Consider the following 13,414-nt stretch of genomic DNA (forward strand, 5'->3'; position numbering starts at 1 on the left):
AACACCGGGTAAGCCCTCTGTATTTTACCAACTGTAACGCAGGTTCAGACTGCCATTAAGATCGTTATAGTTATGGCTTCCTGTCTCACCAACAACCTGGCCAGTAATACTCCACTGGCTGTCCAGGTTCGCCTGAATCCCTACTTTCGCCTGCGCCCGGTTAGTCGGGCTATCCTGTTTCATCTCCGCACCATCGAACGAAACTGAAACATCACCGCTAGTGTACAACCAGTTCACTTCGGCAAATGGTTGGATCATGGATGTTGCGTTCCTGTGCAATTTACCATCCACACGCAGCCCCAGACGGGTGGTCCAGCTATCACTATCCTGATCGTCAATACGAGTGCCGTTATTGTCGATAACGCTGTCAGCATCATACTTCTGCCAGGTCGCCTGCGCCTGTGGTATCAGGCTCACTGTATTCTGGTTACTCAGCGCAATATCGTGGCGGTAGCCCGTCTCCAGTGAGATGGCATGTGCCGTGGAGTCATAACCCTCAGAACCTACGTCACCGTTACTCACGCTGTTGTTGTAGAAGCCATACTGATACCAGCTATCGACATAAACCCCTTGATGGTTTTGCGCATCAGCAAACCAGGTCGCATATACTCCGAGATTGTAGCCATCAACATTACCTGTCGCGCTGAACCGACTGCCGTCCGCGCCACGATTACCCTCGCTGTCGGTGTCTGCGTTGATGTAACTGGCCATCACGCCGACTTTCAGACTCTGCCTGTCGTTATCCCACGCCAGGATATCGCCGCCCAACTGAAACTGCGAATAGTTGTTGTTGATATCAACATTGCCGTCAGCCGCCTGCGACCCGGCATTACCCGCCTTGAAACGCATCCAGACACTGCCATCTTCATTATGGTACTGACTACCTTCGCGATCGTACAACGTCTGCATTTGCAGGTTACGCACCATCCACTGGTTACCGAGGTAAGCGCCGATATCAGGGCGATATTGCGGCGTTACCGGGACATCGCCACTATCATCCGGTTCCGGTGGAACGGTGGATTGTGAGCGTAAATACCAGTCGCCTTCATCTTCATACAGACGGTATTCATACAGCCCAATCTGCACCTGGTTACCCTGGGTAAAGACACCTTCTGACTGGCCGCCGACATCGATCACTTCAATACCATTTTTCGTCTGTGCGCCTTTACCATTGACGTTAGCAACATAGACCGTCGTGTTACCCGAAGTATCACCGGAGATGACCAGTTTATCGGTTGGTGAACTGTCGTCGCCCAGTTGCGTGTTGAAATACAGATTACCGTTGTCGCCAGTGTAGTTACCGTTGATGGTTAGTGTGTTGCCCGTTTCGCCTTCATGGCTCATAGCAATCTTGCCACTGTTGTAGACATCGCCGTTCACTACGCCGCTGCCGCCGAAAGTGGCACCAGAGTCAACATTTACAGCCCCCTGGCCAGACACATCCGGCACGCCAATTACTCCGGTATCCGTCAGCCACAATGTGCCTTCGGTGACGCGAGTTCCACCGCTGTAAGTGTTGGCAGTGTTCAGGATCAACGTGCCGTCACCCGCTTTGGTCAGCGTTTTGCCATCCCAGCCAGTCACGCTGTTCGGGTCGACATCCGCCAGCACCGTATTCAGCGTAAAGCTGCCATCGGGATCGCTGAGGGTAAAGATGCCGTGCGCATCCGTCGCCGCATTATTTTCATCCGCATACCAGGAGAGTGACGCCGTCAGTTCGTATTGCGAGTTATCGGCGGGTACTACACGACTGTCAACCGTCAGGAAATCCGTTTCTTTGGCTTCGATTCCGGCGACGGTCAGGTCGTCAAAGTCCCCACTAATAGCGCTGTCGGCATCGATCAGCGTGAAGGCGTAAGGGGCATGGGTAAGCGGATCCTGAATATTGCCAATCCCGGTGATATTCAGCGTGCCGTTCAGGCTGACGCTGTCGGCGGTAATGATTGGGCTACTGGCATCCGCGCCTAAATCAATGCTCAGCACGCTGCCCTCCTGCTGGTCAAGCACGGTCGTACTGAGCGTTGCGCTCGCCGCCAGCGAGGTGGTGCCGCCGCTAAACGTCGTCAGGTTCGCCAGTACATATTCTCCCGCCGCATTCAGATTCAGCATGGCGTAGTTATCTACGTCGCCCATCCCCAGCGCACCAACGTCACTGGCATTCAGCGTGCCTTCGGCAATCAGCGTGCCGCCGCTGTAAGTGTTGGCATGCGCAATGGTGATGGCGTTAGCGCCCTGTTTCACCACTTTACCCGCGTTCATCTCGACGAGTTGCTCGCCGTCGTAGTTGTAGTAGTCGCTAATCACGTTGCCGCTGTTCAGCGCCCAGTCTTCAGTGCCGCCGAGATACAGGGTTCCGCCATCAACGACATTACCCGTGCCAAGCGCGGAAGCATCAGCCACCCGGAAACTGGCATAATTACGGAGGGTCCAGGAGCCGCTAAACCCGCTATTGTCACCGCTGAGGGTGGTATCGCCTGTGCTCCAGACATCGCCGCTGCCGCTGATGTTGTTATCCAGAGTACCGGCTGCGGATTCAATGAGCAGCAGGCCATCAGCCACAATACGCCCACTGCCAAGTTCCAGGGTTTGAGCCTCCACCACGGCATACTGCTCAATGTCGATAGTCGCACTCAGTCCGCTGAGATCGCTCGTCTGCCCGATAATAAGATCGCCGTACACATCCAGCAGGCCGCCGCCGGTCACGATGCCGTTAAACCAGGAGGTCATATAGCTGTCGCCTCCCAGAGTCAATTTACCTCCGTCCAGATCCAGCGTGCTCCCGACATCGCCATATACGTACTCAAGGTTCTGGCTCATGCCATCCAGGTCAAAGGTGGAGCCAGATTCCAGCTCCAGCCCCCCCTCTTCACCCAGCGAGTTATCGACTCCGGCAATCAGGGTGCCACCGTTAACGAGCGTGTTGCCGCTGTAAGTATTCGCCGCCTTCAGGATAAGCGTGCCGTCACCCGCTTTGGTCAGCGTTGAACCATCCCAGCGAGTGGCGTCGTTCGGGGCAACATCGGCCAGTATGGTGTTCAGCGTAAAGCTGCCATCGGGATCGCTCAGGGTGAAGGTTCCGTGAGCATCTGTGACCGCACTGTTTTCATCTGCGTACCAGGACAGCGAGGTGGCGAGCTCGTACTGCGAGTTATCCGTGGGGTTAATACGACCCGCGACCGTCAGGAAGTCGATCGCTCTCGTCTTCATTCCGGCGATGGTCAGGTCGTCAAAGTCGCCGTTGATGGTGTCATCGGTGTCGATCAGCGTGAAGGTGTAGGGATCATGGCTGAGCGGCTCCTGAATATTACCCACCCCAGTAATATTCAGCGTACCGTCCAGCGAGGCGCTGTCGGCGGTGATGATTGGGCTACTGGCGTCTTCCCCAAGGTTGATATTCAGAACGCTGCCATCCTGCTGGGTGAATACGCCGGTGTTAAGCGTTGAACCCGCCGCCAGCGTGGTGGTGCCGCCGCTAAATGTCGTCAGGTTCGCCAGCACGTATTCTCCCGCCGCATTCAGGTTCAGCATGGCGTAGTTATCCACGTCGCCCATCCCCAGCGCACCAACGTCACTGGCATTCAGCGTGCCTTCGGCAATTAGCGTGCCGCCGCTGTAAGTGTTGGCGTGCGCAATGGTGATGATATTAGCGTCCTGTTTCACCACTTTACCCGCGTTTATCTCGACATGTTGCTCGCCGTCGTAGTTGTAGTAGTCACTAATCACGTTGCCGCTGTTCAGCGCCCAGTCTTCAGTGCCACCGAGATACAGAGTGCCGCCATCAACAACATTACCTGTACCCAACACCGGGACATCCGCCACGGTAAGGCTGCTGTCCCTGTCGATGGTCCAGGTGCCGCCAAAATCGCCGTTTTCGCCGCTGATGGTGAGCGCGCTTATCGCCCAGATATCGCCACTGCCGCTGAGGTTGTTACTCAGATCGCCGGCGGATGCATCCATGTATAACACGCCGTCAACCACAATGCTCCCGGTGCCGAGAGCCGCATTCCAGGTATGTACCTCAGCATTCTGCTCGATATCGATTGTCGCACTCAGCCCGCTGAGATCGCTTTCCTCATAAATATCCAGTGAACCATAGATATCCAGCAAACCACTGCCGGTAACTATCCCCGATATTCTGGAACTGTAGCCGCTGTCGCGTCCGAGAGTCAGCTCGCCGCCATCAAGGTTCAGCGTGCTGCCGACATCGCTGTACAGATAATCGAAACTCTGGCTCATACCATTCAGGTCAAAGGTCGCGCCTGACGCCAGCTCCAGCCCGCCGCCGCTCCCCAGAGTATTACCCGTTCCAACAACCAGGAAGCTACCGTTAACATAGGTGTTATGCTGCGAGCCTTTTTCCCCTGCCTCCCCCGCGACCGTTTCATCCGTCACGTCTGGCGTAAACACCGCTTGCGCATCAAGCGGGCTTAACGCCAACAATACCATTGTCGCCACCGTCTTCACCTGCGTTTTCATCCGGCTGTCGCCACGCGAAAATTCGGAGGCGACGACATACATATTTCGTGCCACACTCCAGACAATGTTATGGGTTTTATTCATGAATTAGTCCTTTAGGCTAAGGGCGGCGCGTTCGTCGCTTAGGGTTTGATGAAGCTGGCGGATAATGCGGTTAACTTGCTGACCAGTTATGAGTCGAGAGCATTCGTACTGTCGGTCGGTGCCCTTGTGCCGCGGACACCACAAAAAATCTTCCTGGTCAAAATCGATGCTTACGTCATCCCAGCAGCCGTGGCAGCCGTGTGAGTTGAATACCCGCCACGGGGTATAGAACTCGCTTTGCGGATCGGTAAAACCACTAATCAACACCACCGGGATGTGACACCCCCACGCCAGCCAACTCAGGCCACTGCTCAGACCGACAAAAAAGTCCGCGTGGCGCAGGAGATCTACCCGCTGTTGTAACGGCAGCGCACCGGTAAAATCCTCCGCCCCGTGGGGAATGTGATTCCAGACAAAACCAGAGCCGTAGTGTGCTTCCTTATCAATACACAGCACCCGATAGCCCAACGTTTTCAGCTCTGCCACCACCTCCGACCAGCCATAACCATTGTTCCAGTATTTCGCCTGGCAAGAGGACTGGGTGGCGATACAAACGTAGGGTTCATCAATGACGTGCGGTGCGTCGAGCTTCAGCCGGGGAGGTTCTTCTTGCGGCGGGACACCGAGGATATAGCCTGCAATGCGGGTAAAACCGACCTGACGGAAATCCAGCGGCTGATGGGTGTCGTTACCTTCGAAGTACAACCCTATGCGGTAGCTGGCGTAGGGGTTATGGGTTTTAATGGTTTCGCGGGTGGAGAACTGTATTTCAGGGTACTGTTCGTGGAGCAGTTCGATAATTTCTGCTCCCATCACGCACTCCAGTTGACACTGATGCTGCTGGCGAAAACGTTCGGCATATGGAAACCAGCCAAGGAGATCGCCTAACGTTCCGGTGGGGAAATGAATAATGACAGACTTGTCTCGCAGATCCTGCTCGACATCCAGCACCGGCGTGGATTCATCCGCCTTAAAAACCTGAATACGAAAATCAACAAAGTACTTTTTACCGCTCAATACCCAGCCTTCACTGGACTGACAGGTAAATAAAACATTGCCGGAAGCGTCGTCGATTAAATTAACCAGCCAGTTACCCGGAGGGAGTTTGATGCGCGCACCATCGTTGAAATCGTAGCGAATGCCGTGCAGGGATTTTTGAGTGGGAACATAAGGCGCATTAGCAAAAGATTGCTGCAACGCTTTAGTACCTACAAGGGTATCATCATTACTCACTGTAAAATTCCTTTTTAATTAAAGTTCAATAAAGCGCCTTATTTTGAGGAAAGAAACAAACTCACCGATTATGATTTTCATAACAGAGAACTTTTATCCCAATGCTCTGGTAATAAACACATATTGCGCGCAATATAATTTAATAAAATTTGGCGCAATATCCCCCTTACCCATAACAAGTATTGAAAAACATCCAAAAACATTCATCAGAGTAAAGTTTTTTATTTTTGGCGCTAACACGCCACCGTTGCTGATATTTAACCAACAACGTAAAATCATTATTATCGACAAGTTAGTGATTAATCACTTCCATATTACATCTTCATCTACCGTTCACTAGTTAATAGTGGACTACTGTTAGCCTGCCTGAAACAAGGTGCCCAAACAGTCTTTAAAACGTTTCGCATCAATAAAAAAATATCAATAAAATCAATTAATTACACCCAATAAACATAAACACATGTAATGCAAAAGTTAATAAAAAACCATTGCAAACCATGCCAATACATTTTATTGGCAATAGTTCATCCGGAGCGACACCCCCTCCATGAAATAGATATTAAAAATAGTGACAGTTTATTTAAATAAAGTCATATAGTTTTTATAGATCGATAAATGAAAATCGATCTATAAAACAGATCGATCCATATGAAGAATAGTTCACGGTGTACCTACCAAGATGATTAAAATACTTTCTCAGAAAGCTAAGAATATTTACCACATCACTTAGCATATGATTTTCAACCAAAAAAATGGTCTTCTCATTTTAAGAACCATAGAGGAAAAAGATACCCGACGTTAATTAATAAGATAGAGAGCAAGTCATATTCGTATAAAACAATAGATATCAAAAATAATTCCACACAAACAAAATACAAGAATCATACATGACATCTATTTAATATCTCTATATATTCATATGATTATTAGCAGAAGTCATAAAATAGTGTTTAGTATGTTGATGAGCGTCAGCAAAAACGAGCAGTTTCCTCGCTTATTGATATGGAACCAGACAAACGAAATATCCGCTTTTTGCAAGCTCTCCGGGAAAAACGATGCCGGGCAACGATTCCGTTAAGAAGAAATTTTGTTAACATCCTGCTGCGGCTTTACATTTGTAAAGGTGAGTTTTCGCTGACAGGGTTCGAATGATGCTCTTCCTTGCGATATCAAAATAAAAAACCGCTGTATTTTTTATTAAAAATTCAACAAATTAGAAAAACATTCCGTTCATGCACCGCAATGGAAAGAGATAGCTGCCGTTACTTTACGCTTATGCAAACTTTGCTACCGAGTGCTGATAATTTACATTATCTCCTTTTTTTCTCCACGATTGGCTCGTACCTTGCCGCTACAGTGAAGCAAGGTATGCCCATAACGATACGCAGAAACACGAGGTCCTCTTTTAATGGCGAATTTCTTTATTGATCGCCCCATTTTTGCCTGGGTACTGGCAATCCTGTTGTGTCTGACAGGAACCCTGGCGATTTTTTCATTGCCTGTTGAACAATACCCGGATCTCGCCCCCCCTAATGTGCGAGTAACGGCTAACTATCCTGGCGCGTCGGCCCAGACGCTGGAAAACACCGTGACCCAGGTTATTGAGCAGAATATGACTGGCCTCGATAACCTGATGTATATGTCGTCACAAAGCAGCGGCACCGGCCAGGCGTCGGTGACGCTCAGTTTTAAAGCAGGCACAGACCCGGACGAAGCAGTGCAACAGGTGCAAAACCAGTTGCAATCAGCCATGCGTAAACTCCCCCAGGCGGTGCAAAATCAGGGCGTAACGGTACGTAAAACCGGCGATACCAACATTCTGACCATTGCCTTCGTCTCTACTGATGGTTCAATGGATAAACAGGATATTGCCGATTATGTTGCCAGTAATATTCAGGATCCGTTAAGCCGTGTTAATGGCGTTGGTGATATTGACGCTTACGGTTCGCAGTATTCGATGCGTATCTGGCTTGATCCGGCAAAACTGAACAGTTTCCAGATGACCGCCAAAGATGTCACTGATGCCATTGAGTCGCAGAATGCGCAGATTGCGGTTGGGCAACTTGGCGGAACACCTTCTGTTGATAAACAGGCGCTAAATGCCACCATTAACGCTCAGTCGCTGTTGCAAACGCCTGAACAGTTCCGTGATATCACCTTGCGGGTGAATCAGGACGGTTCAGAAGTAAGGCTGGGCGATGTCGCCACCGTCGAAATGGGAGCGGAGAAATATGATTATCTTAGCCGCTTTAATGGTAAGCCAGCCTCGGGTCTGGGAGTAAAACTGGCCTCCGGCGCGAACGAAATGGCAACGGCGGAGCTGGTGCTCAACCGTCTGGATGAACTGGCGCAGTATTTCCCCCCCGGACTGGAGTACAAGGTGGCATATGAAACCACCTCGTTTGTTAAGGCCTCCATTGAAGACGTGGTGAAAACTCTGCTGGAAGCTATCGCACTGGTTTTCCTCGTCATGTACCTGTTCCTGCAAAACTTCCGTGCCACGCTGATTCCGACTATCGCCGTACCGGTAGTGTTGATGGGAACCTTCTCCGTGCTTTACGCCTTCGGTTACAGCGTCAACACCTTAACCATGTTCGCGATGGTGCTGGCGATCGGCCTGCTGGTGGATGACGCCATCGTGGTGGTGGAAAACGTCGAACGTATTATGAGCGAAGACGGACTTTCGCCCCGCGAGGCGACACGGAAATCGATGAGTCAGATCCAGGGCGCGCTGGTCGGGATTGCGATGGTGCTTTCGGCTGTTTTTGTGCCAATGGCCTTCTTCGGCGGCACCACCGGGGCTATCTATCGCCAGTTCTCCATCACTATTGTTGCGGCGATGGTGCTGTCGGTACTGGTGGCGATGATTCTCACTCCGGCACTATGCGCCACGCTACTTAAGCCACTGAAAAAAGGTGAGCATCACGGGCAGAAAGGCTTTTTTGCCTGGTTTAACCAGATGTTCAACCGCAACGCCGAACGCTACGAAAAAGGGGTGGCGAAAATTCTCCACCGCAGCCTGCGCTGGATTGTGATTTATGTCCTGCTACTTGGCGGCATGGTGTTTCTGTTCCTGCGTCTGCCAACGTCGTTCCTGCCACTGGAAGACCGTGGCATGTTCACCACCTCGGTGCAGTTGCCCAGCGGCTCGACCCAGCAACAAACCCTGAAAGTGGTGGAACAGATCGAGAAGTATTACTTCACTCATGAGAAAGACAACATCACGTCGGTGTTTGCCACGGTCGGTTCTGGCCCTGGCGGCAACGGCCAAAACGTGGCGCGGATGTTTATCCGCCTGAAAGACTGGAGCGAACGCGACAGTAAAACCGGCACCTCGTTTGCCATTATCGAACGTGCAACGAAAGAATTTAATAAGATTAAAGAAGCCCGAGTTATTGCCAGCAGCCCGCCAGCAATTAGCGGTCTTGGCAGTTCTGCGGGTTTTGATATGGAGTTGCAGGACCACGCCGGGGCGGGTCACGATGCGCTAATGGCAGCACGTAACCAGTTACTGGCGCTGGCGGCAGAAAACCCGGAATTAACCCGTGTGCGCCATAATGGTCTTGATGACAGTCCGCAGTTGCAGATTGATATCGACCAACGTAAAGCCCAGGCGCTGGGCGTTGCCATTGACGATATTAACGACACGCTGCAAACCGCGTGGGGTTCGAGCTATGTAAATGACTTTATGGATCGCGGTCGCGTGAAGAAAGTCTATGTGCAGGCTGCCGCGCCGTATCGCATGCTGCCAGATGACATCAATCTGTGGTATGTGCGTAACAAAGACGGCGGCATGGTGCCTTTCTCTGCCTTCGCGACCTCCCGCTGGGAAACAGGTTCGCCGCGTCTGGAACGCTATAACGGTTATTCCGCGGTAGAGATTGTCGGGGAAGCTGCGCCGGGCGTCAGTACCGGTACTGCAATGGATATTATGGAATCGTTAGTTCAGCAATTGCCGAACGGCTTCGGTCTGGAGTGGACGGCAATGTCGTATCAGGAACGGCTTTCCGGCGCGCAGGCTCCGGCGCTGTATGCGATTTCATTGCTGGTCGTGTTCCTGTGTCTGGCAGCACTGTACGAAAGCTGGTCGGTGCCGTTCTCGGTGATGCTGGTCGTGCCATTGGGGGTTATCGGCGCGCTGCTGGCAACCTGGATGCGTGGGCTGGAAAACGATGTTTATTTCCAGGTGGGACTGTTAACGGTCATTGGTTTATCAGCGAAAAACGCCATTCTGATTGTCGAGTTCGCTAACGAGATGAATCAAAAAGGCCACGACCTTTTTGAAGCAACGCTTTATGCCTGCCGCCAGCGTTTACGCCCGATTTTAATGACCTCGCTGGCGTTTGTCTTCGGCGTACTGCCGATGGCAGTCAGCAGCGGTGCTGGCTCCGGCGGACAACATGCGGTTGGTACTGGCGTAATGGGGGGGATGATTTCCGCTACCATTCTGGCAATTTACTTCGTACCGCTATTCTTTGTGCTGGTACGTCGCCGCTTCCCGCTGAACCCCCGGCCGGAATAAACAATAAAAAAGGCGACATGCCAACGTGTCGCCTTTTTCAACTTTCTGATAAAGAACCTGTTCATCAGGTTCTTTCATTTTACCTTTTGTCCTGGTAATTACTTACGAAGCATAACTTCGATAAAGTCTTTCCAGTTCCCCAGTTCACGTTCAATCATAACAACCTCTCTTATAATTATGGGTATTCTACGGAAACAATATACCGTGGTGAAGCTAATTTATTCGATTGCTGTGATTACTACCTCCGGGGCAAAACCTATGTAAATACTATGGCCCTGAGACAGGGATTTTTATGTGATGCAAAGCAACATTTCAACATATTCATACGGATTCTAATACTGAATCAATTCTGCTTGAAATACAGACAGATACCTAGGGGAATATTCTTAATAATTGCGTTCAAACTGCTCACAATTATTTAATAGTTGTTAAGTGAAATACCTTAATAATGTTATATTCTCTGACAATCATTTGCAGGGGAAATGTATTGCCCGTTAAATGATTATTTATTCTTAATAATCGCAAAAGGATTCATTATGGTTACCCTTTACGGCATCAAAAACTGTGACACCATTAAAAAAGCCCGCCGTTGGCTGGAAACCAATAGCATTGACTTTCGCTTTCACGATTACCGTGTTGATGGTCTGGACAGTGAATTGCTGAACTCATTTATCAACGAATTAGGCTGGGAAGCGTTACTCAACACCCGTGGCACCACCTGGCGTAAACTGGACGAAATCACTCGCAATAAAATCACCGATGCGGCGTCTGCTGCGGCATTAATGACTGAAATGCCTGCAATTATCAAACGCCCATTGCTCTGCGCGCCCGGGAAGCCTATGCTGCTGGGTTTCAGTGAATCCAGTTATCAGCAATTTTTCCATGAGGTGTAGTCTATGTCGTGTCCGGTTATTGAGCTGACACAGCAGCTTATTCGCCGCCCATCCTTAAGTCCTGATGACGCAGGGTGTCAGGCAATTATGATCGAACGTTTACAGGCGATCGGTTTTACCGTCGAACGCATGGACTTTGCGGATACGCAGAATTTCTGGGCGTGGCGCGGACAGGGAGAAACGTTAGCCTTTGCCGGACATACCGACGTTGTACCGCCTGGCGATGCCGACCGTTGGATCAACCCACCATTTGAACCGACCATTCGTGATGGTATGTTATTCGGGCGCGGCGCGGCAGATATGAAAGGGTCGTTGGCGGCGATGGTCGTGGCGGCAGAACGCTTTGTCGCGCAACATCCCAACCATAAAGGTCGACTGGCGTTTCTTATCACCTCAGACGAAGAGGCCAGCGCCCACAACGGCACGGTCAAAGTGGTTGAAACCTTAATGGCGCGTCGTGAACGGCTGGATTACTGCCTGGTTGGCGAACCGTCGAGTATCGAAGTTGTCGGTGATGTAGTGAAAAATGGCCGTCGCGGCTCGTTGACCTGTAACCTTACTATTCATGGCGTGCAGGGACACGTAGCCTACCCACACCTTGCAGATAACCCCGTGCATCGCGCAGCACCTTTCCTCAATGAGTTAGTGGCTATCGAGTGGGATAAGGGTAATGAATTTTTCCCGGCAACCAGTATGCAGGTAGCTAATATTCAGGCGGGTACTGGCAGTAATAACGTCATTCCGGGTGAGCTGTTTATACAGTTTAACTTTCGTTTCAGTACTGAACTGACAGACGAAATGATCAAAGCGCAGGTTCATGCGTTACTGGAAAAATATCAGCTACGCTATACCGTTGACTGGTGGCTTTCCGGACAGCCATTTTTGACCGCGCGCGGTAAACTGGTCGATGCGGTAGTCAACGCTGTTGAGCACTATAATGAAATTAAACCGCAGCTACTGACCACAGGCGGAACGTCCGATGGGCGCTTTATTGCCCGCATGGGGGCGCAGGTGGTGGAACTCGGGCCGGTCAATGCCACCATTCATAAAATTAATGAATGCGTCAATGCTGCCGACCTGCAGCTACTTGCCCGTATGTATCAACGTATCATGGAACAGCTCGTCGCCTGATGAGTAGTTCTGCAAGAGGAAATAAGCATGGACTGGCTGGCTAAATATTGGTGGATTCTGGTGATTGTCTTTTTGGTGGGCGTTCTGCTGAATGTGATCAAAGATCTCAAGCGCGTCGACCATAAGAAATTTCTCGCCAACAAGCCGGAGCTTCCCCCGCATCGTGATTTCAACGATAAGTGGGACGATGACGACGACTGGCCGAAGAAGGATCAACCGAAGAAGTAAGCTGGAGGAGCCGGACAATGTCTGGCGCTCAACCGTAGGTCTGATAAGACGCCTCAGCGTCGCATCAGGCACCATAGCCGGATGCGGCGTAAACGCCTTATCCGGCCTACGCACCTGGCACCTGTTTTTCACATCATTTCAATCACATCATTATCACCGGGCTTACCGCCGCTTAACGCTTCGTCGAAGTAATGTTTCGGAATGGTATAACGCAAGTGATCCAGGGCAAATTGCATACTGCGATTATCGATCGCATGCCCCAAATCTTCCACGATATCCAGCGTGACATCACCACCAGCGTTAATTAACGCTTCTTGTGCCGCAACCGCATGTGCCAGATCGATAACCGGATCTTCACCACCGTGAATCAAGTGAATTGTCGTGGCAGTAGATGCGCTTTCCGGCAGGCTGGCATAACGCCCGTTAAAGGCTATTACGCGTGAGGCAAGACCCGGTTCGGCCTTAATGCTCTCCAGTGCCATAATCGCCCCTTGTGAGAAACCGATCAGCGCCGTGGCGTTAGCCCCTACTCCGCTCTGTTTCTGCCAGTAGCGTACCGTCTCAATAAACGTCGGCATGATGGCATCTACCCGCGCCTGGCGATTTTCTTCCGTTATACCCTGTACCGAAAACCATTGACGCCCTGCCGGATTACCACTCGGCTCCGCGCCGCCGACACTCACCACCAGCGCATCCGGAAACAGCGGCGCAAACCAACTGCCGATTTCCCCCATCGCCACTGGATTATCCCCAACACCGTGGAAAAGCAGTAACAACTGTTGCGCTGGTTTGTCCGGACTTTGAACAACAAAATGGTCATGTTTCATGGCGAACTCCTTAACTGATG

At 51.0% G+C, this 13,414-nt stretch carries 8 protein-coding genes; 4 read left to right on the forward strand and 4 right to left on the reverse strand.

The window, feature by feature from the left end; genetic code table 11:
- Positions 1-24: 24 nt before the first annotated feature.
- The gene (locus A9587_RS25385; RefSeq protein WP_105263372.1) at positions 25-4,560 is read right to left on the reverse strand and encodes an autotransporter outer membrane beta-barrel domain-containing protein; all 4,536 of its coding nucleotides are present in this window, start codon (positions 4,558-4,560) and stop codon (positions 25-27) included.
- Positions 4,561-4,563: 3 nt separating this feature from the next.
- Positions 4,564-5,793, reverse strand: coding sequence for an autotransporter strand-loop-strand O-heptosyltransferase (locus A9587_RS01420; RefSeq protein WP_105263373.1), 1,230 nt, complete (start codon positions 5,791-5,793; stop codon positions 4,564-4,566).
- Between the two features lie 1,408 nt (positions 5,794-7,201).
- Between A9587_RS01420 and acrD the strand changes: the two genes are divergently transcribed.
- A complete protein-coding gene (gene acrD / locus A9587_RS01430; protein ID WP_105263375.1) occupies positions 7,202-10,315 on the forward strand; it encodes a multidrug efflux RND transporter permease AcrD in 3,114 nt (1,037 codons plus the stop codon).
- A gap of 98 nt (positions 10,316-10,413) precedes the next feature.
- On the opposite strand, the gene ypfM is transcribed toward acrD, so the two are convergent.
- Positions 10,414-10,473, reverse strand: a complete 60-nt coding sequence (gene ypfM, locus A9587_RS01435) for a protein YpfM (protein ID WP_001386977.1) — start codon at positions 10,471-10,473, stop codon at positions 10,414-10,416.
- A 378-nt stretch (positions 10,474-10,851) separates the two neighbouring features.
- Here ypfM and A9587_RS01440 point away from each other — a divergent pair, with 378 nt between their 5' ends.
- From A9587_RS01440 to A9587_RS01450, 3 genes are read left to right on the forward strand one after another with little or no spacing between them, the layout of a single operon-like run.
- Positions 10,852-11,208 (forward strand): ArsC family reductase, encoded by a 357-nt coding sequence (locus A9587_RS01440; RefSeq protein ID WP_000258263.1) that lies wholly within the window; start codon positions 10,852-10,854, stop codon positions 11,206-11,208.
- 3 nt (positions 11,209-11,211) lie between these two features.
- Entirely contained in the window at positions 11,212-12,339 is a 1,128-nt protein-coding gene (dapE, locus tag A9587_RS01445) for a succinyl-diaminopimelate desuccinylase (protein ID WP_001277783.1), read from the forward strand.
- A gap of 27 nt (positions 12,340-12,366) precedes the next feature.
- Positions 12,367-12,567, forward strand: a complete 201-nt coding sequence (locus A9587_RS01450; RefSeq protein WP_000383836.1) for a YpfN family protein — start codon at positions 12,367-12,369, stop codon at positions 12,565-12,567.
- Positions 12,568-12,695: 128 nt separating this feature from the next.
- Here the strand turns inward: A9587_RS01450 and ypfH are convergent, their stop codons facing one another.
- Entirely contained in the window at positions 12,696-13,394 is a 699-nt protein-coding gene (ypfH, locus tag A9587_RS01455; RefSeq protein ID WP_000679835.1) for an esterase, read from the reverse strand.
- Between the last annotated feature and the right edge of the window lie 20 nt (positions 13,395-13,414).

The organism is Escherichia sp. MOD1-EC6162 (assembly GCF_002965125.1).
Classification (GTDB): Bacteria; Pseudomonadota; Gammaproteobacteria; order Enterobacterales; family Enterobacteriaceae; genus Escherichia; species Escherichia marmotae.